The following is a 26,863-nucleotide window of genomic DNA, read 5'->3' as shown; positions in this document are numbered from 1 at the left end:
ATCACTATTGGAATCTGTAATCCATTGAAATGCTTTATTATATTTGGATACAGGTGTGAATACACTATACTTTGTTTTTACAGTAAAAAAGAGTAAACCTAAACGTGAAAAACCGCAAAACCAACAGTCTCATCCTGATATTTTTGTTTTTTGTACTTAGCAGCCCAATAGCTAAGGGCCAAAAAGCAACAACCCCTCATGTAGATGTGTGCGTTTACGGTGGAACATCAGCAGGGGTTATTGCAGCCTATACAGCCAAAAAAATGGGAAAAACCGTGCTGCTAATCGAACCCGGGAACCATCTCGGCGGGTTGAGCTCAGGAGGCTTAGGCTTTACAGATATCGGAAATAAGTATGTGGTAACCGGCCTGGCAAAAGACTTTTACCGCAGGATAGGAACACATTACGGCCAATTGGAGCAATGGATCTTTGAGCCGCACGTGGCAGAAAACACCTTTCAAAGGTATATCAGCCAGGCGCATATTGATGTATTATATGGTTACCGGCTTTCAAATGTGATCAGAAAAGGCAATACCATTAAGTCAATCATAGTAGAATCATCAGCTTCAGCTACTCAAACTAAACTTATCTCGGCCAAAATATTTATTGATTGCAGTTACGAGGGTGATTTGATGGCCAAATCCGGGGTTAGCTATACCATTGGCAGGGAAGCAAATACTATCTATAATGAAACCTACAATGGTGTGCAACTGCTGGATGGGCACCAGTTTCCCGACCATATCGATCCCTATCGTGTTAAGGGGGATTCAACAAGCGGCCTGATCTGGGGAATAAGCTCCAATAAATTGATGCCGCAGGGAAGTGGCGACAAAAAAGTTCAGGCATACAATTATCGTATCTGCTTAACTAATAATCCAGCCAACCGCATAGCTATCAGCCGGCCGGAAGGGTATGATTCAACACGTTACGAATTGCTTGTCAGGCTAATTGAAGCACAAAAGGATAAGCTAAGCCTAAACGATTATTTTATCTTGAGCGCAATGCCTGGCCAGAAAACAGATATCAATAACCGTAATGGATTTTCAACCGACCTGATAGGTACAAATTACTCATACCCAGATGGCAGTTATCAGGTTAGAAACCAGTATATCAATGACCTGAAATTATATACGCAAGGTTTGCTGTACTTTTTTGGGCATGATGAGCGGGTCCCTCTGCCCCTACGCAAACAAATGCTGCAATGGGGATACCCTAAAGATGAATTTAAGGACAATAATAACTGGTCGTTTCAACCTTATATCCGGGAGGCCCGGCGCATGATCGGTGCTTATGTCATGACCCAGGCAAACTGCACCGGGAAGGTAAAAGTTGCCGATAGTATTGCAATGGCTGCTTATACCATGGATTCTCATAATTGTGACCGCCTGGTTGTAAATCATATGGTGAAGAACGAAGGGAATGTAGAAATCCCCGGTTTTCCTCCGTATCCTTTATCGTACAGGGCTTTGTTACCAAAACAGCAGGAGTGCAATAACCTGCTGGTGCCTGTTTGTTTATCGGCCAGTCACATTGCTTATGGTTCGATACGAATGGAGCCGATATTCATGGTTTTAGCGCAGGTGGCCGGTGTTGCTGCAGGGATAGCCATTGATAACAACATAGCAGTTCAAAAGGTTAATTATCAAAATATCAACAGCATAATTAAAAACAACCCTTTATTAAATGGGCAAAAACCTGAACAGGTAATCGATAATCAAAGCAAGGATATCGCAATAAAAGGGAATTGGGCAACCAAAAAGGGCAATGCTTACGGGCCGGATATGCTTTATTTAGATAGCCATGGTAAAAGCACTGCTGCTGTTAGGTTTTATCCTAAAAAATCAACAAACGGTACGTTTAAACTGTACAGTTATTATACTGCCTTACCCACAGGTGCCGATACCATCAGCATTAAAATTTTTGACGGCCTGAAAGTACATCTTCAAACACTTATTAAATCGGATATCAAAGTTCAGGGACAAACCTCCGGCGAATGGGTGTTTTTAGGAACTTTTGTACTATCCGAAAAAAAACGACCTTATGTAGAGATCGGCAACAACGGATCGCCGGGCGCTATTACAGCCGATGCGGTATTATTTAAACCCAGCAAGTAATAAAACCTATCAAATTATTATTAGCAAAACGCATTGAGCTTTTTTTAAGATAATTACTTACTTTCAGCATCATAACCTCAGCACCAAAACAAGCTTATGAACCTGAATATAAAACGCTTATCCATGCGCATAAGCGAATATGCTGTTGCTCTTCTACTATTGAGTTGTATCCACAACAATGCAGTTGCACAAAGCTCTTATCAGCCAGTACGGCCGCGTATTGTAATCACTGCCGATCCGGAACTGGATGACAACAACTCACTTATCCGTTTCCTGCTTTACAGCAGCGATGTGGAGGTTGAAGGGCTGATATACGCGAGTAGCGCCTTCCATTGGAAGGGCGACGGAAAGGGCGGCAAATGGTTTGTCCCCGGCAGGGAGTATGCACGCTTTGGGTTGAATTTATGCCCCTGCGAGTCCTGGCGCTGGGCAAAAGATGAACATTTTATTCATGATGCGGTAGAGGCCTACGCAAAAGTATACCTGAACCTGAAGGTGCATAATTCCGGCTACCCTTCGCCTGATGAGCTCCGGTCAAAGATCCGTTTTGGAAATATTGAATTTGACGGGGATATTTCGAAAGATTCACCAGGATCAGATCTTATTAAATCATTAATACTCGACAATAAACCGGGACAGTTATATATCACTGCCTGGGGAGGGCAAAGTACCATTGCCCGCGCCCTCAAATCTATCCAGGAGCAATATGAATACACCACTCAATGGGAACAGATCAAAGCAAAAATTTCCAGAAAAGTTGTATTGCTCCCCTCCGGCGACCAGGATGACACTTACGCAAAATATATCCAACCAAATTGGCCTGGCGTTGAGTACCGGCAATTTCAGGGCGGTCCCAACTATGGTTATGGTGCACAATTAAAGGCCAGGGCTGAGGATTCGGTTTACATGACATCATCATGGATGAAAGAAAACGTATCAGGTCGTGGCCCGTTAGGCTCGTTATACCGTGTTTGGGGCGATGGCAAACAGATGGTAAAAGGCGATATCATGGATTACTTCGGTTTAACAGGCCACACTGATGATGAGCTAAGAAAAATGGGATATGTTGTTTGGATGCCTGTGCAGGAAAAAGACTCGTGGCTTGGGGAAGGTGATGACCCTACTTTTATGGATATGCTTGGAAACGGGCTGCGCGCCTACGAAGCCGGTTCTTTTGGTGGCTGGGGAGGCCGTGAGATAATCAACCCGAATACCAAAAACATCTTCTTTCAACCGGGCGATACTTCTTCACGTGCTATGGCAGCTACACTCAGCACCGCCGCCGCTCAAGCCAACAAAGCTGCAGATGTTGCCGCGTATCCCAACTTTTTCCCGGCGGCCCAGCAGGATTTTGCTGCCCGCCTCAAATGGTCCGTTACACCTAAATACTCAGGTGCCAATCATGAACCCGTAGTTAAAATAGAAGGCCCCTTAAATATTATGGCCTCCGCCGGAGAAAAGATACGCCTTAACGGCAAGGTATCTGACCCGGATGGAAACGCAGTTTCAATTAAATGGTGGCAGTTTCGGGTTGGCACCTATCAAAAGAAAGTGAATATAGTCAACGCTGCTTCTGAGCAGGCCATAGTGGAGATTCCTGCCGATGCACTGTCAGGCCAAACCATTCACATTATTCTTGAAGCAACGGACAATGGTTCGCCTTCACTCACAAGGTATCAGCGGGTAGTTATTACTGTGCGGTAATGTAACCTTTACTATAGCTACAAACGACCATTTTTACTATTTGCCCCTTGGAATTTCAAACCGATCTCCCTTCCTGAAGTTATCGTGTGGACACATTTTTTAAAATAAAAGAAAATGTCATTTCCTTTAGATTGAAATGGGGCTGGGTTGAGTGGTGGAGCGAAAGAGAAATCTTATACACCTTGTAGAGCGGCATGGATGGTTTAAAACATGATGTATAAGATTTCTCCTCACTCCTGCTACGCAATCCCCCCTGGTTCGTTCGTGACATTCGATTTTATTGATCAATTTTCGTTGACCAGGATAAGTCCACACAATAGTTCCAGAGAGAGTGATTTACGCGATTTACTTCAGCTTTTTTACCAGCACATTAAAATCAACACCAACAACCGGGATCTTTTTCCATGGCTCGGCTTCAGTGTCTTTGTGAAAAGTGCCGCCATTAAACAAGCCACAGGCAAAGCCAATATTTGAACCGGGTTTAGTTGTCAAAAACTCAATGGAAACTACGATATCTCCGGCTACCTTAATATTATATGGAGATAAATCTACAGTGGTTAGCTGATGTGTTTCCTGGTTATCATATTTTTTTATATATCCTTTAATTTCGTCTTTAACCAAATTAGCTTCGTTTGGAAACTTTCCGGCCATTTGGTAAACATTTACTTTAAAGGGAATGCTGTCATTTGAGCGGTTTTGCGTATGAAAATTCAGCCTGAGCAGTTGTACTTGTTTTTTACCGGCACTCATTTCAATGCCAACTTGTCTGCCTTTAACAGCATCAAAAGAAGTGTTTGATGAGCCCGTACGCGGCTTATTGCCTATAGCTTTGGTTTTATCCTGGGCGGATACGTTAACCGCAACAAAGCAAAAAAAACATAGGGCAATGAGTTTTACAAAATTTCGGGGGAATATCGATTTGAACATAACAATAAGTTTTAGATGGATTTATAAGGTAGACGATGGTGATAAACAAATGGTTGCAAGGTCAATCTGATTTTTTCAGGATCTATTTATGAAGAGGGACACTATATCCGTCTTCCGCCATTTTTCTTTAAGGCATATTCGGAGACGCATGTAATGCGTCTCTACGCTGTAACACTCACTCCTTTTTAATCGCATTGTTCCTGATAAAAATAACCGACATCAGCGCTCCCAAAAAGCCAAGCCCGGCGCAGATCCGCATAATATTGCCATACGCCGAAATAAACCCATTGTGATAGGCAGTCTCAATTGCCTTTTTATCCGGCTCATTAATACCGGCGGGTACTTTGGCGTTGCCTAAATTGGCAGATTGTTCTATAACTGCTTTTCTATCTTTTTCATTCAGGGTTAGCTTCTTCAACTCGCCCTGCATAGCCCCCGAAAAAAACAATACTGCCAGCGCACCAAAAATGGCATTGGCAAAAACATTAGCTATCCGGGTCATGGCATTGTTAATGCCCGATGCTGTTCCCGAAAAATGATCGCTCACCGAGCCCATTACCGTAGCTGTAAGCGGTGCAACTGTTAACGACATACCAAAGCCAAAAACAAGTACCCCGGGAAAAAAGCTTGTCCAATAATCAGACGGCCCTGAAGTTTGTTTTATGAATGATAAAATCAACAAACCTGCCCCCGCCAAAGCAGGACCGATGATAAGCAATAAACGCGGACCTTTTTTATCGGCAACAGCACCTGCATAACGTGCTATAGAGATCATGAGCACAGTAAAGGGTAAAAACGTTAAGCCCGATTGCAATTGGCTGTAGCCCTGCACCTGTACCATATTTAACGACATGAACAGCATCCCACCGCCTAAACCCGCGTATAGGAAAAATGTAAGCAGGTTTATGCCGCTAAATGTTTTATTGTTAAACATGCTTAATGGCATCATGGGGTGCTTGCTCGTACTTTCGATATATAGAAAAACTATCAGCAATAATATTCCCGCTCCTAATGAGCCATAAACCTGCCAGTTAACAAAGCCTACTGCAGGCATCCGCAAAAAGCCAAAAGTAAGCAACGCAAGCCCCAGTGCAATAGAAATAGCGCCGGGAAAATCAATGGACTGATCAGCGCTGTCATCCTTGCTTTCGGCAACCTTACCCCAAAGTATAAATAATGCAACTACCCCAATCGGCACATTGATAAAAAATATGTATCGCCACAAACCAGCGTCGGCCAAAGCCCCGCCAAGCACCGGGCCGCCCATAGTTACCACCGTTGTAATGGCCGACCACGTACCTATTGCCTTCCCCCGTTCTTTTGCATCTATGGATGACGAAATAAGCGAAAGGCTACCGGGAATCATTAATGCCCCCCCAACGCCTTGCACTATCCTGAAAACAATCAGGTAAAACACTCCTGGTGAAAGGCCACAAAGTGTCGAACCTATTATAAAAATAAAGATGCCTGTCATGAAAATCCGCTTTCGGCCCAACTTATCGCCAAGCGAACCGCCTACCAAAATAAGGGAGGCCAGCATGAGCAGATAAGCGTTCAGGATCCAGAACAGGTCGGCCCCCTTGGCATTAAGGCTTTGCTGCAAAGCTGGGAGTACCACGTTAAGCGCAGTACCATCGATAAACGCCATAGCCGAAGCCAGTATAGCCGAAACCATGATCCATTTGCCGGCAGGGCTGCCTAACGAAACTGTAGCCATATTTTACAAGGTTGTATTTGGAAGGTTTACTACAAAGTTGCAGTAAATGATCGGATTAACCCGGCCGAAAAGAAACAAATTACAGCATGGCCAAAAAATATGACTATCGCCTGAAAACACCGATATTTTCCGGACAAAGCAGTATCAGCAAAAATATAGCGGAGAGATCAAGCGGCAAAACTTCCGATTCATTTACTGCCGAAAATAGCGTCATTAAAATAGCTAATGTAATTATTGCGATAACATGGTTGCGATGCGGAATGGGGATCCCAATTTTATCAATAAATCGTTTGGCCTTAAAGTTACTCCTGTATATCAAAGGCAGTATAAAAAAGTAAAAAACGCCGGCAGCTATCAAAATCCAATAAAGAGCAATTTTTCCAACTTCATTAATCTTCATTATCCCGCTTGCGTTTTCATGCAATATTGTAGTATTCACTTTAAAAAGCGTATGGGTTGATGCGTGAAAAATATCAGGTAAACCGCTCATTTTTTCGGTGATAAAAAACAGGCTTACTATTCCCGCCAAAATCAGAACAATACAAAACTGGATGCTGCGGTAACGGGAAAGCCTTATGATATATACTACTGAAACCCCAAGAATGTTAAGCAGCAACAACACGGTGATGTATCCGATAAATCCTCCGGCAGGGTTGTACATCATGTCAAAATATACTTTAGCGGCAAAGAAAAGCACAATAGCCCCTATAGTGAACATGATCATTAATCCGAATATCAATGTCTCAAACTTTGTTAAGCTGTTCTTTTTACGGGCAGTATTATAGGTATTGAGCACGGCAATTATTTTATAGATGATGTAACGACTAACAAAAACTTACCAAAACATGTTTCGGTATTCTTTAAAACGAAAACATACTCCGAATTATTTCCGTCACATCAACAGCTGCATTCATCACATTTACTTCTGAAGGGCATATTGTTGCTGTATCATTGAATCATAAATCAACAGCCACATGAAAAAGCTTATCCTGATACTCATTCATCTTACCATTGCATACTTTTTAAAGGCCCAGCCACCGCAACAACCCATAGTTTTGGGACGGATAGATACGGTTTACTCCAACATACTGAAAGAAAACCGGCCGCTCTGGGTTTATACGCCTGGATACGATACCAACTATTTTTCAAAACCGGAGTTTCCGGTTTTGTACGTTTTAGATGCCGATGATCATTTCATGTCGCTGGTTACCATGATCAAAGAACTTAGTGCTACCGCCGGTAATACCGTATTGCCACAAATGATCATAGTTGGCGTGCTCAATACGCCAGGCCACCGTACCCGCGATTTTACGCCTACCAACAGTACTATGGATAAATCATCAGGAGGAGGTGAAAACTTTGCAGCTTTTATGGAGAAAGAATTAATTCCATATATAGATAAAACATATCCAGCTGCCCCCTACCGTACTATGATCGGTCATTCATTGGGCGGATTAACTGCGATCAATATGTTATTAAAACATACGCAAGTCTTTAATGCCTATGTAGCTATTGACCCAAGCATGTTTTATGATAATGATAACCTGCTTAAACAGGCAAACGCTATACTCAAACAAAAGAGCTTCGACGGTAAAAAACTTTTCCTTGGCTTTGCCAATACCATGCCAACTGGGACAGACACGTTACAGGTAAAAAAGGATACGTCCGAAATATCACACCATATCCGGTCGATCATGAAGCTGGCTGATAATCTTGCCGCCAATAAAACCAACAAACTGTTATGGGTAAAAAAATACTATCCCGATGATGATCATAATTCGGTTCCGTTCAATGCCGAATATGATGCGTTGCGGTTCATTTTTAAAAACAATCGTTTCCCGGGTAACCAACCTTATAACCAGTATTTTAATAAGCAGTATAGCGCTGCACAATTAAGACAAATGATAGATGAACATTACAAAGCAGTATCGACCGAAAGAGGCTACACCGTACGTCCGCCCGAAGCCGATATGAATGGCATAGGCTATGCTTTTTTACAACAAAAAGATTATGAAAAAGCCACTATGTTTTTCCAGGTGAACATTGATAATTATCCAAAAAACTTTAATGTTTACGATAGCATGGGCGATTGTTTTTTGGCCCGCGATGACAAGGCCAATGCCGAAAAGTATTTTAAGAAAGCCTTATCAATAAAATATACCAAAGAAATTATGGATAAACTGGATAAGGTGCAGGCAGGAAAGTAACTGAAGAAAAGACTTACGAAGTTTTAAAAACTTTGTAAGTATGATAAGTAAAAGCCATTGCGCGAAGCAATCACCGATGAGCAGATTCCGGCTTGATCGGTTCGGGATTGCTTCATTATCTGCAATGACAATATTTTTAAACCTTGAGGTTATCAATCCTCAATAAAACTCACGGGCTCCAAATCCTTTAACTCCTCATCGGTGAACAACCGGGAGTGGATCATAAACCTAAACCCCGTCGGGATTTCAATTGAAAAGCTTGAGCCACGGCCTTTGGTAATATCAAGCTGCAGCTGGGTATGTTGCCAGTATTCAAACTGATCTTTACTCATCCAAAATTCGCAGCCATCTACCTCCCCTATTTTCACATCGCTGCCGCCAAGTTTAAACTCTCCTTTTTCAAAGCACATAGGCGATGAGCCGTCGCAGCAACCACCGCTTTGGTGAAACATCAATTCACCGAAACGGGATTTGAGCTCGGCTATGAGCGCGGAGGCTTCCGGTGTTATGGTTACTCTTTTGATCATGTTTCGTCGATTGATAATAAGAGTTAATTAAAAACATATCATTGCAAGGAATCTGTCAGGCCTTTTGAGCAAGGCGCGACGCGGCAATTTCGTAGCCATACCTCTTAGCCCTGTATAGCTACGAGATTGCCACGCTTCGCTCGCAATGACATTACAGGGAATTGCTAATAAATAAAGACTTACGAAGTTTTGAAAACTTCGTAAGTCTCGGGGAACGGGGATCAAATTTTAGAAAAAACCTAATTTGTTCTTGTTATATGAGATCAGCATGTTTTTAGTTTGACGGTAATGCCCAAGCATCATTTTATGATTTTCGCGGCCAAAACCCGACTTTTTATAACCGCCGAATGGCGCATGCGCCGGGTAAGCATGGTAATTATTTACCCAAACCCTACCGGCCAGTATGGCACGCGGCACCTGGTAAAGCTCATGCGCATCGCGTGTCCACACACCGGCACCTAAACCGTATAAGGTATCATTAGCTATCGCGATGGCTTCTTCGGTAGTTTTGAAAGTAGTTACACAGGCTACCGGGCCAAAAATCTCTTCCTGGAAGATGCGCATCTTGTTATTTCCTTTAAATAACGTAGGCTGAATATAATAGCCTCCCTCCAGTTCCCCTTCCTGTTTTTTTACATCACCACCGCAAAGTACCTCAGCACCTTCTTCCTTACCAATTTTCAGGTATGATTGAATTTTTTCGTACTGATCGTTGGAGGCCTGTGCCCCCATCATAGTGCTTCCATCAAGAGGGTTCCCCATAATGATGGCATTAGTGCGCTCAATGACTTTCGACATAAACTTATCATAGATATTTTCATGCACCAGTATCCTCGACGGACAGGTACAAACCTCGCCCTGGTTAAGGGCAAACAATACTGCACCTTCCACAGCTTTGTCAAAAAACTCATCATCGGCATCGGCAACCGATTCAAAGAAAATATTGGGCGACTTACCACCCAACTCCATCGTAACCGGTATCAGGTTTTCTGACGCATACTGCATAATAAGACGGCCCGTTGTGGTTTCGCCGGTGAAAGAAACTTTGGCAACCCTTGGCGATGAAGCCAGCGGCTTGCCTGCCTCCGGACCAAAGCCTGTGATTATATTTAAAACACCCGGCGGCAAAATATCCTGGATCAGTTCCATCAATACCATGATGGATGTTGGGGTTTGCTCGGCCGGTTTAACCACACAGCAATTACCAGCAGCAAGCGCAGGGGCAATTTTCCAGGTAGCCATCAACAGCGGAAAATTCCAGGGAATGATCTGCCCTACCACACCCAGCGGCTCGTTTAAACAAATGCTTACAGTATATTCGTCATGTTCGGAAATACCTCCCTCTTCTGCCCGGATCACGCCTGCAAAATAACGGAAGTGATCAATCACTAAAGGTAAATCGGCAGCACGGCATTCACGGATGGCTTTGCCATTATCAATACATTCTACAACAGCCAAAAACTCCAGGTTAGCTTCAATAACGTCGGCTATTTTATTTAACAGAGATGCCCGGTGTGCGGCCGAGGTTTTGCCCCATGTTGGGAATGCGGCATGAGCGGCATCCAAAGCCAGTTCAACATCTTCCTTTCCTGACCGTGCAGCTTTAGTGAACACCTTGCCATCAATGGGCGAAATGTTATCAAAATATTCGCCCTTAACAGGCGGAACAAACTTACCGCCGATAAAATTGTCGTACTTTTCCTTAAAGGATGGTTTAGAAACAGCGCTCATAATTTTTATGTTTTTTGGTAACACTAATGTAGAGCTGTCTCGCTGTAAGGCATTTGCATTATGCTCTCAAATGGTAGCACAATGGTCGCATTTTTATTGCCCGCTTGTTAATCATAATAAGTATGCCTAATTTGGTATAAATTATAAACGGCTATGAATAACAAAACCCTGTTATCTCCACTAAGCCTTTCACACGGAAAAGAACTGAATACACTGATTGAAAACCGCAAGGCTTACACCATGAATCATTGTGAGCTCAACGTTTTTGAAACCTTTCAGCGCAGCGAACTCGTGCCCCTGACTTTTAGCGACCTGGTAATAACCAGCATGCTGAGAGGTAAAAAAGTGATGCACCTGTTTGATAAACCCGGCTTCGATTACCTACCCGGCGAAACAGTTATTGTTCCGCCCAACATTACCATGAAAATTGACTTCCCGGAAGCCACCATCAACCAACCATCGCAATGCACCGCTTTGGCTATTAACCACCAGGAGATTGCCAATACGCTTGATTTTTTAAATGAAAATTATCCGAGGGAAGACAAACGGATATGGCAGCTTAATTATAACCAGTTCCACTTTTTTAACAATTATGAACTGGCCCAACTCATCAACAAACTTATTCGCATCAGCACCGGCGACGCCTTAACCAAAGATGTGCTGGCCAACCTCACTTTAAAGGAATTGCTGATCCGCATTATGCAGATGCAGAACCTCAACGAGATTAGCGATAACTTGCATGAGTTATCAAGCGGTAGCCGTTTTGCTTATGTGCTTGAATATATCAGGGTTCATCTAAGCGAAAAACTTAATATTGATGCTTTGAGCCAGATGGCCTTCATGAGTAAAGCCAGTTTTTTCCGGGCGTTTAAACATGAACTGGGGATATCACCGGTAGATTATATCATTAAGGAGCGCCTGCAATTAGCCAAGCAGCTCATGAACAATCCACATAACAGCATCTCCGAAGCTTGTTTTAAAGCAGGGTTCAATAACCTTAACTACTTTAGCCGGGCGTTTAAAAAGATAGAGGGCACTACGCCGAGCTATTACAAAGCCAGGCTACGGGGAGGGCATTTAAATTAGAAAAAGCAAATAGATGGTGATCATTTCAACGCAAAAAAGACATCTCATATGTGATTGTTAAGCTATACACTTGAGATGCCTTTTACCCAATAATTAACTTTCTGAATGTTTATGCTGATTTGCGGCTGTTGCTGATCAATGCCGACTCATAAACTGCGCTGATAATCTCCTCTGAAGAAAAAGTACCCAGGAAATCCCAATCGATATGACTGTAGATAACCTGCTTTGATGGCTCAATAATATAAGTTGCCAGTAAAGGCGCATTTTCGTCGATGCCCGAAAACCTGTCCCATACCGGGTATTCATCAGCGTATACCCTAAATTGTTGTGCTATTTCTTTATTGGCGTCATGATAAAAATTAAGGGTAAGGCTTTGCTCCCATGCCCATTTCTCAAGTTCTTCAGTGCGTTCATCACTAATGATAAGCAGGTTGCCTCCGCTTGCTTTAACTTCATGATGCAGATTGTTTAGTTGCTTAAGCTGCGCTAAACCTTGCTGGCCCCAGTGACGCGAATAAAAAGAGATAACCAATGGTTTGCTCAACAAATTCCTTTGCGAAATTGGGCCATGTGTTTCCGCCCCATTATAAAATAACTGCCAGCGACTGTAATCATTACTTAACTTAAACTCAGGGACTAAATTCCCCGCTTTAACAGGATGCAATGATTTTAGCTTACGAAAATTAAGATCAGGTTCGGCAACAACTTCAAGCAGATCAAAAAAAGGATATTTATTGTTATTTGTGGTTTGCATTTTAAAATAGATTTATGATGTTATGGATAATGTTTTAAGGTAATTGTGGTTGAGTTTTATTGTTCAACAACAACGGCATAATCCATAAATTACCCGGTAACGCATGAGCAAGCCCGGCAGGATGGCGCTGCTTATTTGTTTATTGCTGGATGTGTTCATAAAAATATATTAATTGAGGTCAGTAAATTTAAAGGAGTGTAACAGCGTGTATGTTGTGGAGATAATTTCAACAACAGCAACACATGGGCATATACACACCACCCCTGTTTTCGGCTGGTATATATCTATCGCTGGTGATTAAACTGTTGCCCGTCATCTATTTTTGAATGTTACACGACAAATATACTATAATATCTATAAACTTAGTAGAATTTATTAAAAAAACATTTACACCTTTTTCAATATCAGGATTTCCCGTTCTATACGGGCATTTTCTATTGGTTAACATTCGATACCCTTTCCCTTTCTGAAAAACAAAACCTTGTAATTTACGTTCCGTATAACTAATAAATTAACTATGCAGAACAGGCTGAAACCACAATATATTATCGTACTTGCTTTAAGTGTTTTAGTCCTTTCCAACTGTAAAAACAACACAAAAAAACAGCTCGTTTCTAAAGCCGATTCCTTAAAAAAGAAAATGACCAGGGAATGGACAAAAACCATTCCGGGCAACTTCAGTGATCAAACCGAACTTGTATTTGACAGCACGCGCATTGCCGCCTTTCTACAAAGCCACCCTGCTTTGGTGCCTTATGAACAAGATCTGCGAAGCTTTTACCGCAAGCGCAAATTTGCCTACGCCTGGTATGAAAAAGGCGCATTAATTGAACAGGCAGGAAACCTGAACGACAGGTTGATGAACCTGCAAAATGAAGGTATATATAAAGGTATCCCCTATCAAAAAGATTTGGATTCGCTGATATTTGACAGCCATGCCAAAACAAAAGTTAAAAAGCCGGATATTGGTACCGAGCTAATGCTTACAGCACAATATTTCGCTTTTTCAAAAGTAGCTTTCCGGGGCATGAGCGATTCGGTAAGCCGGGCAGTAAACTGGTACTTACCGCGCAAAAAAATAGCTTACGATGATTTTCTGGATACGCTCTTGAAAAAACCATCGAAACAAGCATCTACTTTAAGCGAACCCGTATACCGTCAGTATGATTTACTAAAAAACTTTCTTGCCAAATACCGCCAGCTCGATGCTCATGAAAGCTGGGGGCCGATCAAGCTAAGCACCAAATTAAAAGCAGGCGATTCATCTGCAATAATTGCCCGTATAAAAACCCGCTTATACAAACTGGAAGATTTTAAGGGAGATACTTTAAACAATAAGTTTGATGATGAGCTTAAGGCTGCCATAACTCAATTTCAGGCCAGGCACGGGCTTACAGCTGATGGTTTGCCTGGTCCCGGCACTATGGCCGAAATGAATATTCCGCTTAAATCGAGGATCAAACAGATCATTGTAAACATGGAGCGCTGCCGCTGGCTGCCTGTAAGTTTAAATACCGACTATCTTGCCGTAAACATTCCTGAATTTAAGCTGCATGTTTACCACGCCGACAGCTTACTGTGGAGCTGCAATGTGGTAGTAGGTCAAAAAGTGCATCAAACGGTTATTTTTTATGGCGAAATGCAGTACGTGGTATTCAGCCCTTACTGGAACCTCCCCGAAAGCATTGTACGCAATGAAGTGCTGCCTGCTATGCGCAGCAACCGTAATTATCTTAACGAACACAATATGGTAATAACCGGAAAGGAAAACGGGCTTCCGGTAATTCAGCAAAAGCCAGGGCCGGCCAACTCTTTGGGGCTGGTTAAATTCCTGTTTCCGAATAGTTACAGTATTTATTTACATGATACGCCGTCACGCTCACTATTCGGCGAATCATCGAGGGCATTCAGCCATGGTTGTATCCGTGTAGGTGAACCTGCAAAACTGGCTTCATTTCTTTTAAAATATGATAGCACATGGACTGCCTCACGCATCAATAAAGCTATGCATCTCGGTAAAGAGCAGCAGGTTACGCTCAAACAAAAAATGCCTGTATTTATAGCTTATTTTACCGCTTTCACCGATAGGAATAATCTTCTCAACTTCCGCAAGGATATCTATGACCGTGATGATCAACTCGCATCCATGATCATGTCAGGCACCGGGCAGTATTAATGCCTGTCACTCTCTTAAGTTTTACAGCAGCAATTTAAAATACTGGTAAATAATATTTATAAAATATTTTTTACGGGTTTGTAGGCAATCGCTAAAATTTAATTGTCCTCACTTTAAATCACTATGGTGCGTCCCTACATGAGGATACTTTTTCCTTTAGCACAGTGATCATTAACCAAACTATATGACATTATTGATAAACTCAGGAAAACGGATGCCTATGTAAAAAAAGCTTACTCTCCCCACTACAGGCAATAATTACCCGGAGGGAATTTACTGCCCCGAAAAAGATTTTTGAATGTTTATAACTGCGCGGTGCTTTCCAGGGCACTCCGCTATTAACTCCCTTTAAATTCAATAAAATATGAAATTTTTCAAACACCCGGTGGGTGTACACAGGCCATGGGTATCACAATCCCTCAACCTGTGTAAATTTGCCCTTGCAGGTATGGTGCTTTTGAACATGCAGGCTTCGGCTGCTGAGGCACCTAAAGCAAATGCCAAATCAAACATCAATTTTAACTTAAACATCGCCAAACTTACCGGTAAGGTAGTTGACGAAAAAGGCGAACCGCTTGTAGGCGTAAGTATCAGGATCAAAGGCTCCACCACAGGTACCCAAACAGATGCCAATGGTAACTTTACACTTGATGTGCAGCCCAATACCGTGTTAACGGTTAGCTACATTGGCTATGCTACTAAAGATGTTGCCGTGGGAGGCAAATCATCAATAACGATTACTTTAAGTGCCAACACAAACTTAAATGAAGTTGTGGTAACGGCATTAGGTATTAAAAAAGAACAGAAAAAATTAGGTTACGCCGTAACTACAGTTAAAGGCGACCTGCTTGATAAAGCAAAAGAATCAAACATTGCTTATTCATTAGAAGGTCGTATTGCCGGTGTAAGTATCAATGGCGTAAATGGTGGTCCAGGCTCTTCTGCACGTATCCTGTTACGTGGTATAACCAGCAGCACTTCGGGCTCTCCGCTATTTGTAATTAACGGTGTACCAATGGATAACTCATCACGCGGTACATCTGGCGAGTGGGGCGGCGCGGATTATGGTGACGGTATCTCTAACATCAACCCCGATGATGTTGAAACCATGACTGTATTGAAAGGTCAGTCTGCATCAGCGCTATACGGTGCACGTGCTGCTAACGGTGTTATCTTGATCACAACCAAAAGCGGCAAGAAAAATTCTGGTTTTGGCGTTGAATTTAACAGCAACTTCCAGGCCGATCAACCTGTTAACTACGAAGATTTTCAAACCGTTTACGGTCAGGGTGAACATGGTGTAAGGCCGGTAAGCGTTGCCTCGGCTGTATCAAGTGGTAACTTAGGCTGGGGTGAGAAATTGGACGGAAAACAAACTATCCAGTTTGATGGTAAAATGTACCCTTACTCGAACAAAAGCAACTACCTTGACTTTTACCGTACAGGTACCACCTTTACCAATACCGTATCATTTGATGGTGGTAATGAAACAGGCGCTTTCAGGTTATCAGTATCAGACGCGCATGCCAATTCAATTGTACCAAATAGCAACTTAGACAGAAAAACCTTCAACTTAAACGCTAACCAAAATGTTACTGACAAGTTGAATATTGCTGTTGTTGCCAATTATCTGGTTGAAAATTCAAAAAACAGACCAAGCTTAAGCGACGGTCCGGGTAACCCGAACAACATTTTGTTCCTGGCAGCGAATGAAGATCAGATAGCGCTGAAACCTGGCAGCACATCCTCTGGCGCTGAGCAACAATGGAATAACGATATCTACGTTACCAACCCTTACTTTGCAGCTAACAACTTCATTAACAACACAGGCAGAAAACGTTTAATTTCATCATTAACAGCTCGTTATGATTTCACTAAATGGATCTATGCTCAAGCCCGTATTGGTTATGACAACATTAACGACAGCCGTTTTAAAGTAACTCCAACAGGTACAGCTTATTCAAGCAATGCCGCAGGTGGTTTGGATGAACAATCAACGGCACAACAATATGAGTTAAACTATGATGCATTGGTTGGTGTAAAACATGATATCGTAAAAGACTTGTTATCGTTTGATTTTACAGGTGGTGGTAACATCCGCAAAAACAGCTATAATTACACCAGCTTAAGCGGCGGTCCTTTTATTTTGCCATACTTCTATAGTTACTCAAACCTGCAAACCAAAAATGCAGCAAGCTATACCTTTAATCAATCAGAAGTTCATTCAGCTTATTACACAGCCGACTTCTCACTTAAAAACTATTTAGTGTTAAGTACTACCGGTCGTTACGATACTTATTCAACACTGTATCCTGTAGTAGTAAAAGGTAATGGTCAAATCTTCACGCCATCAGTTGCAGGCAGCTTCATTTTCTCTGAATTTACTCATATACCATGGCTTGATTTTGGTAAACTGCGTGTATCTTACGCTAAAACCAGCGGTGAGCCAAATGATAAATATATTACTCAGCAGTATTATAACATCAACAACCCCGTAAATGGTACTGTAACTGGTGGTTTCTCAACCGATCTACCTAACTACTTCCTGAAACCGTTTACTTTAACTGAGACTGAAGTTGGTACCGAATTGAAATTCTTTGGTGGCCGCGCAGGCTTGGATTTTGCATATTTCCATCGTAAAACCAAAGATGATATCTTAAAAGGTACATTAGATTACGCCGCAGGTTATCACACCCGTTACATCGGTACTCAATCAATCCAAAACAACGGTGTAGAAGTTGAGTTAAAAGGTACAGTGTTCCAAACACCAACTTTCAGCTGGTCACCTTCATTTAACTTTACCTATGTGAAAAATAAGGTATTGAAAACTGATGATTTAGCTACTACTCAAACATTAGGTACCTACAGGCCATTAAACGCCAACCTTGCTTTCGTTGTAGGCTTGCCAGGCCCTCAGGTAATGGCTACCGAGTATAAACGTAATGCTTCAGGCCAAATCATATTTGATTCAAACGGCTTACCTGAATCTGACGGTGTTCGCAGGGCACAAGGATCAACTGCTCCAAAAATTTACGGTGGTTTTAATAACGATTTCAGCTACAAACACATTAACTTATCGTTCCTGGTTGATTACAGGTTCGGTAATAAAATTTTGTCGGCAACCAACTATTACAGTATGTACCGCGGTTTAAACAAGGCAACGCTGCCTGGTCGTGAAGGTGGTGTTGTAGGTGATGGTGTAACTGAAGATGGCCAGAAAAACACCAAATCAGTTGAGGCCGAAGTTTACTATCAGGCTTTAGCTCAAAGGGTATCTGCAATAAACGTGCTTGACGGCAGCTTTATTAAACTGCGCCAGGTAACACTGGGTTATACCTTTACAAAAGGGATGCTTGCTGGTTCTCCGTTTAGCGGCATAACTGTATCTGCAGTTGGTCGTAACCTTTGGACAATCATGAAACGTAGCGATAATATCGATCCTGAATCAGGCTTCGCTAACAGCGTTAGCTACGCTGGTATTGAAGGTACAAGCTTACCAAGCGCCCGTACATACGGTATAAATGTTAACTTTAAATTTAAAAAATAACAGTGATGAAAAAACGACTCATATATAGCGGCTTTTGCTTAGCCGCAGCGCTTGTTTCGGGCTGTACAAAAGATTTCACCAAGATAAACACAAACCCTAATGCTACATCGGCAGCCGTGTTTAATCCTAACTTTCTTTTAGCACAAGCCCAGATCCAGTATTCACAAACTGGTTACGATCAATTGCTTTATCAAAGCATGTGGTCACAATCGTTAGCTTCAACTTACGACTACTACGGTAACGGTGATAAGTACATATACAAAGGTTCATTTAATGATTACAAGGCAAGGGTATATAACAGCGGTTATGATGCCGAAAGCCTTGTGCAGGAAATGAAAAACCTTACCGATGGAAAAGCAGAATACGCCAACCTGAATAAAATTGCCTCTATTATGAAGGTATTCATTTTACAGCGCGTAACTGATGCTTATGGTGACGTTCCTTATTCAGAGGCTGGTATGGCAAAGCAAGGTATCTTTACCCCAAAGTTTGATAAACAACAGGACATTTACAATGCCATGCTTACCGAACTTGATGCCGCTTTAACCGGACTCGATGCTGCAAAAGACAAACCAAGTTCTGATCTTTTCTACACCGGTGATATCACCAAATGGAAAAAGTTAGGTTATTCATTAATGGTACGTGTTGCAATGCGTTTAACTAAAGTTGATGCTGCTACAGCTCAAAAATATGTAGAAAAAGCTTACGCTGCCGGTACCATGACCAGCATTGATGACAATGCTAAAGTAAAAACAGATAATGCAAATGGTAATGCTAACAGCACCATCAACGCATTAACTGTTCCTGATGATTTCAGGGAAGTACGATGGTCAAAAACCTTGATCGACTATATGCAAACCACTGCCGACCCAAGGATTTCGGCTATTGCAGAAATTTCATCAGGAACCGGTAAGGCCGCCAACTCAAACGAAACTGTACCCGGCAATAACGATGCATCTGTTCAACATGGTATGCCGAATGGTTACGATCTTAACGGTGGAGCTACTGATATTAGCAAAGCTCCGGGTTATCCGGGTACTTCGCCTGCAGATCCATCTGTAAAAGACGACGCGCCTGCTCCTGACGGTAAATATTCCCGCCCGAGATTGCAGGTTTATTACACATCTACAACAAGCGTTAACCCCGTTGATAAAAGTGGCATCAATATGTTGCTAACTTATGGTGAAACAGAATTGTTGTTGGCCGAAGCTGCTACAAGAGGCTGGAATACCGGTAGTGCTGCAACACATTACGCAAACGCTTTGGTAGCCAATCAGCTTGAGCTCGCGCAGTTTAATGGCTCTGCGGCTGTAATTAGCAATACTACGGCAGCCACTTACGCTGCGGCTCATCCGCTTGTACCTGCTACAGCATTGCAGCAAATCAATATGGAATATTATGTTGAAACATCATCAACATTTATCCATAACGAAACATGGGCAAACTGGAGAAGGACAGGTATTCCTGTACTTACACCGGTTAAATATGTTGGCCAGTTCACTGATGGCTCTATTCCCCGCCGTATTGTATATCCGGTTTCCTTGACTACGACCAACGCTACAAATTATAATGCAGCGGTTAAAAATCTATCTGGTGGTGATAGCTTCACGTCACGAATATGGTGGGATAAATAATACCCCTATAAATTCCTTAAAAAACAAGGCTATGGCTTCATAGCCTTGTTTTTTAGTTTTACAACAAAAAGGATTAGTAATCCGGTAGCATTTCTCAATTCAAATAATTAATTTTAAGTCCCCTGCAACCCGGAATAATAAAAATCTGTTGATAATGTGTTGTTCTTCTCCTCTCTTTAATTTGACTATTAAAAGTTCAAAAACTTTAGCTGTTATTGTTGCTTTAGGCCTTTCAGCATTCAGGGCAAATGCGCAGCAACCGCTTTTCAAGCTACTCCGTCCTGAAGAAACCGGCGTTAAATTCCGCAATGATTTGGTTGAGGATGAAAAGCTCAATGTACTTTCATATGAATACCTGTACAATGGTGGTGGTGTTGCCGTTGGCGATATCAATAATGATGGACTTGAAGACCTTTTTTTTACAAGTAACCTCGGCCCCAATAAACTATACCTTAATTTAGGGAACCTTAAGTTCAAAGACATTACCCAGCAAGCCGGCGATGGCCTTGCAGGCAGGCCCGGCGACTGGAAAACAGGCGTTACCATGGCCGATGTTAACGGCGATGGCCTGTTGGATATTTACGTATGCTACTCGGGCCTTGGCGATAATGCCAAACGCCGCAACCAGCTCTTCATTAATAAAGGCAACAACAAATTTGTTGAAATGGCCAAACAGTACGGCCTTGATGATCCGGGCTATAGCACCCAGGCTGTATTTTTTGATTATAACAACGATGGTAAGCTGGATATGTTCCTGCTTAACCATAACGTAAAAAAGATCAGTAACCTTGAACTTGCACAAGCCAAAGGCGAAACCGATGAGCTTGCCAGCAATAAACTTTTTGAAAACCAGGGAGGCCATTTTGTTGATGTATCCAAAAAAGCGGGCATCATTCAAAATCCCCTCACCTTTGGCCTTGGTGTTGCTATTGCCGATATAAACAAAGATGGTTTACAGGACATTTATGTAACCAACGATTACAACGAACCCGACTACCTATACATAAACAACGGAAACGGAACTTTTACTGAGGATAGTAAAAAGTGCTTCAAACATCTGTCGCAATTTTCGATGGGGGTTGATATAGCCGATATCAATAACGATGGCCTCCCCGATATGATGACGCTTGATATGTTGCCGCCCGATAACCGCCGGCAAAAGTTACTGCAGTTACAGGAAAACTATGAGTCGTTTGAGCTAATGCTGAACCAAAACCTGTATAAACAATACATGCGCAATATGCTGCAGGTTAATAATGGCGATGGTACTTTCAGCGAAATTGGCCAGCTGGCAGGCATTTCCAATACTGATTGGAGCTGGTGCCCGCTCATTGCCGATTTTGATAATGATGGCTATAAGGACATCTTTATTTCCAACGGCTATTTCCGCGATTATACCAACAAAGATTTTTTGCGTTACTGGGGCGATTACAAGCTCAAAAAGGCTATGGACCGCGAGCCATTCCGGCTCATGGACCTGGTTAAAGCTATGCCCTCTACTACCCTGTCAAACTATATTTTCCAGAATAATCATAACCTCACCTTTACTGATAAAAAACAGGATTGGGGAATCAACAAAGGCGGCATCTCCAGCGGATCGGTTTATGCCGATCTTGATAATGATGGCGACCTTGACCTGGTTACCAATAACATCAACAGCGAGGCTTCCATATTACAGAATATCACTATGGAAACCGGTAAAAAGAATTACCTGGCCGTAAACCTTAAGCAACCGGAGGGCAATACAAATGCCATAGGCTCAAAAGTATTTGTGTACAACGGTAAGCAGGTACAATATCAGGAGGTAAATCCTAACAGGGGCTACCTTTCATGTGTATCAACTGTTTTGAATTTTGGTTTAGGCGATCAGCAGCAGGTAGATTCTGTACGAATTATCTGGCCCGACCAAACGTCGCAATTGCTTACAGGCGTTAAAGCTAATCAACGTTTAAACATCACCTATAAAACAGGTAACCCAATATTTAAAACTGATGGCAAAATTGTAGCCAAATCAGTTTTCAGTTTAGCTAAACCGGCTATTGATTATACCCATACCGAAAACACCATTAACGATTTTAAGCGCCAACCTTTGATGCTGTTCATGAGCTCAAAAACGGGCCCTGTGATTGCTAAGGCTGATGTGAACAAAGATGGACTTGAAGACTTATTTATAGCCGGAGATCAAAATACACCTGGCAAAATCTTCATCCAAAAAACAGGCGGCACTTACGCCGTTCAGGAAATATCAGACCTTAACAAAGAAAACACATCAGCGGCAGCATTTTTTGATGCTAATGGCGATGGTTTTCCTGATCTGTATATCGCTAAGGGAGGTTATTCCCTGTTAGAACCCGGCGCTAACGAGCTTCAGGACAAACTGTACATAAACGATGGCAAGGGTAATTTCAGCTTTTCAAGTACTTCGCTACCGGTGTTAACCGGCAGCAGTAAATCATGCGTGCGCCCTTGTGATTATAATGGTGATGGCAAAACCGACCTGTTTGTAGGCTCAAACATTACACCAGGCTATTACCCATCGGCTCCCAAAAGTTACCTGCTCACCAATAGCGGTGACGGTCATTTTGAAATTACCGACGCTCCATTTGCCAATATTGGCATGATCAAAGATGCACAATGGGCAGATCTGAACGGCGATGGCCGTAAAGACCTTGTAATATGTGGCGAGTTTATGCCTATCATGGTGTTTGCCAATACAAAAACTGGCTTTGTTGACGAAACTGCCAAATATTTTGATCACCCGGTAAGCGGCTTTTGGAACACAATAACCATTACCGATGTAGATGGCGACGGCAAACCCGATATTATTGCAGGTAATCTTGGCCAAAATACACAGATCCATGCCAGCCAGGCCGAACCTGCTGAAATGTATTTTGCCGATTTTGACGGCAATGGCTCTATCGATCCGTTCTTTAACTTTTACATACAAGGTGTAAGCTATCCATTTGTAAGCCGTGATGAACTGAACGATCAGATTTATCCAATGCGCAAACGCTTTGCTTCATACAAAGCTTATTGTGATGCTACCATGAAGGATATTTTTACGCCGGAAGAGCTTGCAAAAGCCACTAAACTCACTGCTAACGAAGATGAAACATGCCTTTTCCTGAACCGTGGTGGTAAGTTTGTAAAAGGCCAGCTGCCTTTACAGGCCCAATATTCATCGGTATCAGAAATCCTTACCGGTGATTTTAATCACGACGGTAAAACCGACCTGCTGCTGTTGGGCAACCACTCAGATAATCGCCTTAAACTGGGCAGTTTTGATGCTAATTACGGCTGCCTGCTTACCGGCGATGGTAAAGGCAATTTCACCTACCAAACTCAGCCACTGGCCGGGCTATCTGTAAACGGTGATGTAAAATCGGCAACTGAAATAAAAATAAACGGTGCCAATTACGTACTGATAGGCGCATCGGGCCAGGCATTGCAGTTTTATAAATATTGAGTAGTTAAAAAGTGATTATGATATAAAATCTTCATTGCGAGGAACGGAGCAATCCCAAACTATACAGAGCATACCTGCAAATCGAGATTGCTCCGTTCCTCACAATGACGCTTCTTTCAAACAGTTTTTCAGAAGAGAAAAAGATGATCAAACGAATATCCATATTATTTTTAGCGCTGATGGGTACAACAGCCTACGCGCAAAAGAGTAAAAAGCCCATCCTCCCGTACCTGCATATTGACAAGGCTGTAAACGCTATTTCGGCCGTTATGATCCACGATGTGGTAAACCCACCCGCTGCCTCACGGTATTATGCTTATGTAACCCTGGGGGCTTATAACCTGGTTAGCATCAACAATAAACAAATAGTACCTGTGGGTAATTTCATCAAAAGCTACACACAGGATAACCAGCTCAGCATCCCGGCCGATAAATATGATTACCGCATTGCTGCTATGTACTGCATGCTGGAAACAGGTAAGCAAATGCTGCCATCGGGCTTTATGCTGCAGGGTGACGAGGACAAATATGTAGCCTTGCTTAAAGACAACGGCATTAGCGACGAAGTGATCAAACAATCAATAGCCGCTGCCACCGAAATGACGGCTAAGGTTATTAAATATTCAAAATCAGATAACTATAACAAACTAAGCGGCCGGCTTAGGTATTCGCCTATTAAAGGCGGCAAAAACTGGTTCCCTACCCCGCCAATGTATATGGAAGCAGTTGAACCCAACTGGAAAACCATTCGCCCGATGTTTATTGACTCATCCGATCAGTTTGTGCCGGTTAGGCCTGCCGCTTTCAGCACCGATAGCACCAGCGAGTTTTACAAAGAGGCTTATGCTGTATACAAGGTGTCCAAAAACATGTCGGCCGAGCAGATCATGATTGCCAACTTTTGGGATTGTAACCCCTTTGCTGTTACCACATCAGGCCACATGATGATCGGCTTTAAAAAGATCAGCCCGGGCGGGCACTGGATGAATATTGTTGGTATTGCCGTAAAAAAAGCTGGGCTAAGTTTTGACAAATCGATACAAGTAGCAACGCTGGTGGCCATGACCGAAATGGACGCTTTTATAAGTTGCTGGGACGAGAAATACCGCAGCAACGGCATCCGCCCTGAAACTTATATCAACAAGTACATAGATATTAAATGGGTGCCTATGTTGCAAACTCCGCCCTTTCCAGAATATCCAAGCGGCCATGCTGTATTGTCAAATTCATCGGCAGGTGTGTTAAGTTACTTATTGGGCGATAAGTTTAGTTATACAGATGATTCTGAGATCCCATATGGCGTTGGCCCACGCGATTTTAAATCATTTAAACAGGCAGCCGAGGAAGCTTCTTTATCCCGTTTTTATGGTGGTATTCATTTCAATGATGCCATTGTTAACGGCAATCAACAGGGCCGTGACGTGGCCACAGCCGTTATAAAAAAATTAAAAGCAGCCGGAGTAAACTATTTAGGCAATTAGAACGTAGTTAAAAGCAAACAGCCTTTAGCTATGCAGATCAGGGGAACGGTTTTATTATTGCTTTTTGTTATTACCGGACTCCTCGGCCTTAACTCGTTCACCGTAAAAACAAAAGCCGCAGCCTCCTCAACAGACGAGGAAGGTCGCATATTGTTTTTGCGGCATTGTACTGTTTGTCATTTAGCACCCGATCCGGCAGGGCTTACAAAAAATATCTGGGCTACCCATGTGCTGCCTGTTATGGCGGCGCGCATGGGGATCATTTATCCAAATTATGACCCACTAAGGGGATTATCTGACGAAGAACGGGCTATTGTTAAAAAACATAATATCATCCCCGAAGAACCCGCTTGTACCGAGGCTGATTGGGCTAAGATCAGGAACTATATCATCGACAATGCTCCGGATAGTGTAAGTATCGATGAAAAACGGCTCACCCGAAACAGTCCGCTTACTCAATTCATCAGGCAGGATATACAAATTGATGATAAAACGCCTTCACTCATTACCGGGCTTAAGTATAACACTACAACTAAAACCCTTTGGATAGGCAACTTTTACAACCAGGTATTGAACTGGCAGTATAGTAAAGGAGTTATCAAAACTGCAAAAACAGCCAGCCCCGTTGTTGACTTTAATTTTTATCAAAACAACGTTTACTTAACAGAAATAGGCAAGCTATACCCTACCGAATTAAGTACCGGTATGTATGCACAACTTAACGATACCACGAGCACTCCGTTAATTACATCACTGCACAGACCTGTAAATACACGAATAGCAGATTTGAATAACGACGGTGTACCCGAAATTGTAGTATGTAACTTTGGTAATAAAACCGGCGGCTTATCGCTGTTTAAAAAGGACAAAGCAGGCAAATACATTGAGGATGTATTGTTACCGCTGCCCGGCGCCATTAAGTGTTTTATAAAAGATATGGATGGTGATGGCAAGAAGGATATAGTAGCCATGTTTTCGCAGGGTGATGAAAGTGTTTATATTTTTTATCAAAAGGATAACCTTAAATTCAAGGCTAAACGCGTATTGCGATTCCCACCAGATTATGGTACTACCGATATGCTTTTGATTGACTATAATGACGACGGCCTTACCGACATCGTAACGGTACATGGTGACAATGCAGACTATTCCAATATCCTGAAAGCATACCATGGCATCAGGCTGCATATCAACCAGGGGGCCGATGTTTTTAAGGAGAAATTCTTTTATCCTATATACGGCGTAACCCGCGTTTTAGCTGAGGATTTTGACAAGGACGGCGATATCGATTTTGTCGCTACAGCCTTTTTTCCCGAGTTTGGCAAGCTGGTGGATGAATCATTCGTTTACCTTGAAAACACAAACAAAGATCAGTTTACATTCAAATCATACATTCAAAAAAGCGACGTCCCTATCAAAACCTTAACCCTTGAAAAAGCCGACGTTGACGGCGATGGAGATATGGATATCATTACCGGTAACTTTGCCCAAAGCCCCGGCCCCGCCCCGGCTGCGCTTGATGATAAATGGAAATCGGCAAAGTATGGATTGAGTATATTCTATAATCAATTATACCAGCCAAAGAAGTAATAAATGATATTACCAAAGGCTATTTAAAATGATGGATATCGTTTACAGGTAGATAACATTTAATTGCCGTTGGTTTTAACCAACGGAATAATCGGTATCGATACGAAGGCTTCAGCCCAAATCCGCTTGCATAATTGGGCTAAAGCCAAGACATTTCAGCCTTTTCCACCGTTGGTTAAAACCAACGGCAATGAACATTTTG

The 26,863-nt window shown here is 42.4% G+C and carries 16 protein-coding genes; 10 read left to right on the top strand and 6 right to left on the bottom strand.

From position 1 onward, the window contains the following. The first annotated feature begins 104 nt into the window (after positions 1-104). The gene (locus BMX50_RS16175) at positions 105-2,114 is read left to right on the top strand and encodes an FAD-dependent oxidoreductase (RefSeq protein ID WP_208864727.1); all 2,010 of its coding nucleotides are present in this window, start codon (positions 105-107) and stop codon (positions 2,112-2,114) included. A gap of 96 nt (positions 2,115-2,210) precedes the next feature. Next, positions 2,211-3,818, top strand: coding sequence for a DUF1593 domain-containing protein (locus tag BMX50_RS16170; protein ID WP_091211568.1), 1,608 nt, complete (start codon positions 2,211-2,213; stop codon positions 3,816-3,818). A gap of 345 nt (positions 3,819-4,163) precedes the next feature. Here the strand turns inward: BMX50_RS16170 and BMX50_RS16165 are convergent, their stop codons facing one another. The 3 genes from BMX50_RS16165 to BMX50_RS16155 all read right to left on the bottom strand — a co-directional run bounded on the left by BMX50_RS16165 (position 4,164) and on the right by BMX50_RS16155 (position 7,258). Next, the gene (locus BMX50_RS16165) at positions 4,164-4,745 is read right to left on the bottom strand and encodes a hypothetical protein (protein ID WP_091211567.1); all 582 of its coding nucleotides are present in this window, start codon (positions 4,743-4,745) and stop codon (positions 4,164-4,166) included. Between the two features lie 175 nt (positions 4,746-4,920). Further along, on the bottom strand, positions 4,921-6,462 hold the full coding sequence (locus BMX50_RS16160) for an MFS transporter (RefSeq protein ID WP_091211566.1): 1,542 nt from the start codon (positions 6,460-6,462) through the stop codon (positions 4,921-4,923). Positions 6,463-6,565: 103 nt separating this feature from the next. Next, positions 6,566-7,258, bottom strand: coding sequence for a hypothetical protein (locus BMX50_RS16155; RefSeq protein ID WP_091211565.1), 693 nt, complete (start codon positions 7,256-7,258; stop codon positions 6,566-6,568). 178 nt (positions 7,259-7,436) lie between these two features. On the opposite strand from BMX50_RS16155, the gene BMX50_RS16150 reads away from it, so the two are divergent. Next, positions 7,437-8,669 carry an alpha/beta hydrolase-fold protein gene (locus BMX50_RS16150; RefSeq protein WP_091211564.1) on the top strand — a complete coding sequence of 411 codons (1,233 nt, stop codon included), beginning with the start codon at positions 7,437-7,439 and terminating at the stop codon, positions 8,667-8,669. 152 nt (positions 8,670-8,821) lie between these two features. On the opposite strand, the gene BMX50_RS16145 is transcribed toward BMX50_RS16150, so the two are convergent. Continuing rightward, a complete protein-coding gene (locus tag BMX50_RS16145; RefSeq protein ID WP_091211563.1) occupies positions 8,822-9,196 on the bottom strand; it encodes a DUF779 domain-containing protein in 375 nt (124 codons plus the stop codon). 228 nt (positions 9,197-9,424) lie between these two features. Then, on the bottom strand, positions 9,425-10,927 hold the full coding sequence (locus BMX50_RS16140) for an aldehyde dehydrogenase family protein (protein WP_091211562.1): 1,503 nt from the start codon (positions 10,925-10,927) through the stop codon (positions 9,425-9,427). Positions 10,928-11,080: 153 nt separating this feature from the next. Here BMX50_RS16140 and BMX50_RS16135 point away from each other — a divergent pair, with 153 nt between their 5' ends. Continuing rightward, on the top strand, positions 11,081-12,013 hold the full coding sequence (locus BMX50_RS16135) for an AraC family transcriptional regulator (protein WP_091211561.1): 933 nt from the start codon (positions 11,081-11,083) through the stop codon (positions 12,011-12,013). Positions 12,014-12,122: 109 nt separating this feature from the next. On the opposite strand, the gene BMX50_RS16130 is transcribed toward BMX50_RS16135, so the two are convergent. After that, positions 12,123-12,767: a redoxin domain-containing protein gene (locus BMX50_RS16130; RefSeq protein WP_091211560.1), complete on the bottom strand. Its 645-nt coding sequence runs from the start codon at positions 12,765-12,767 to the stop codon at positions 12,123-12,125. 517 nt (positions 12,768-13,284) lie between these two features. On the opposite strand from BMX50_RS16130, the gene BMX50_RS16125 reads away from it, so the two are divergent. The 6 genes from BMX50_RS16125 (at position 13,285) to BMX50_RS16100 (ending at position 26,661) form a co-directional block, all read left to right on the top strand. Next, positions 13,285-14,943, top strand: coding sequence for a L,D-transpeptidase family protein (locus tag BMX50_RS16125; RefSeq protein ID WP_091211559.1), 1,659 nt, complete (start codon positions 13,285-13,287; stop codon positions 14,941-14,943). A 364-nt stretch (positions 14,944-15,307) separates the two neighbouring features. Then, positions 15,308-18,490, top strand: coding sequence for a SusC/RagA family TonB-linked outer membrane protein (locus tag BMX50_RS16120; protein WP_208864726.1), 3,183 nt, complete (start codon positions 15,308-15,310; stop codon positions 18,488-18,490). Between the two features lie 5 nt (positions 18,491-18,495). Beyond that, a complete protein-coding gene (locus BMX50_RS16115) occupies positions 18,496-20,124 on the top strand; it encodes a SusD/RagB family nutrient-binding outer membrane lipoprotein (RefSeq protein WP_091211558.1) in 1,629 nt (542 codons plus the stop codon). A gap of 181 nt (positions 20,125-20,305) precedes the next feature. Continuing rightward, positions 20,306-23,590, top strand: a complete 3,285-nt coding sequence (locus BMX50_RS16110) for a VCBS repeat-containing protein (RefSeq protein WP_208864725.1) — start codon at positions 20,306-20,308, stop codon at positions 23,588-23,590. Between the two features lie 143 nt (positions 23,591-23,733). Then, positions 23,734-25,071 (top strand): vanadium-dependent haloperoxidase, encoded by a 1,338-nt coding sequence (locus BMX50_RS16105; protein WP_208864724.1) that lies wholly within the window; start codon positions 23,734-23,736, stop codon positions 25,069-25,071. Between the two features lie 30 nt (positions 25,072-25,101). Next, positions 25,102-26,661 carry an FG-GAP repeat domain-containing protein gene (locus BMX50_RS16100; protein WP_091211556.1) on the top strand — a complete coding sequence of 520 codons (1,560 nt, stop codon included), beginning with the start codon at positions 25,102-25,104 and terminating at the stop codon, positions 26,659-26,661. Positions 26,662-26,863 lie beyond the last annotated feature (202 nt).

Source organism: Mucilaginibacter gossypiicola (assembly GCF_900110105.1).
In the GTDB taxonomy this organism is placed as follows: domain Bacteria; phylum Bacteroidota; class Bacteroidia; order Sphingobacteriales; family Sphingobacteriaceae; genus Mucilaginibacter; species Mucilaginibacter gossypiicola.
Note: the sequence above shows the minus strand (reverse complement) of the source record. Positions and strands in the feature narration are given on the sequence as shown.

Bases quoted from the DNA above. Each gene is read 5' to 3' on its own strand.
- BMX50_RS16170 (WP_091211568.1), top strand. From the start codon at position 2,211: ATGAACCTGAATATAAAACGCTTATCCATGCGCATAAGCGAATATGCT.
- BMX50_RS16165 (WP_091211567.1), bottom strand. From the start codon at position 4,745: ATGTTCAAATCGATATTCCCCCGAAATTTTGTAAAACTCATTGCCCTA.
- BMX50_RS16160 (WP_091211566.1), bottom strand. From the start codon at position 6,462: ATGGCTACAGTTTCGTTAGGCAGCCCTGCCGGCAAATGGATCATGGTT.
- BMX50_RS16150 (WP_091211564.1), top strand. From the start codon at position 7,437: ATGAAAAAGCTTATCCTGATACTCATTCATCTTACCATTGCATACTTT.
- BMX50_RS16145 (WP_091211563.1), bottom strand. From the start codon at position 9,196: ATGATCAAAAGAGTAACCATAACACCGGAAGCCTCCGCGCTCATAGCC.
- BMX50_RS16140 (WP_091211562.1), bottom strand. From the start codon at position 10,927: ATGAGCGCTGTTTCTAAACCATCCTTTAAGGAAAAGTACGACAATTTT.
- BMX50_RS16135 (WP_091211561.1), top strand. From the start codon at position 11,081: ATGAATAACAAAACCCTGTTATCTCCACTAAGCCTTTCACACGGAAAA.
- BMX50_RS16130 (WP_091211560.1), bottom strand. From the start codon at position 12,767: ATGCAAACCACAAATAACAATAAATATCCTTTTTTTGATCTGCTTGAA.
- BMX50_RS16125 (WP_091211559.1), top strand. From the start codon at position 13,285: ATGCAGAACAGGCTGAAACCACAATATATTATCGTACTTGCTTTAAGT.
- BMX50_RS16120 (WP_208864726.1), top strand. From the start codon at position 15,308: ATGAAATTTTTCAAACACCCGGTGGGTGTACACAGGCCATGGGTATCA.
- BMX50_RS16115 (WP_091211558.1), top strand. From the start codon at position 18,496: ATGAAAAAACGACTCATATATAGCGGCTTTTGCTTAGCCGCAGCGCTT.
- BMX50_RS16105 (WP_208864724.1), top strand. From the start codon at position 23,734: ATGATCAAACGAATATCCATATTATTTTTAGCGCTGATGGGTACAACA.
- BMX50_RS16100 (WP_091211556.1), top strand. From the start codon at position 25,102: ATGCAGATCAGGGGAACGGTTTTATTATTGCTTTTTGTTATTACCGGA.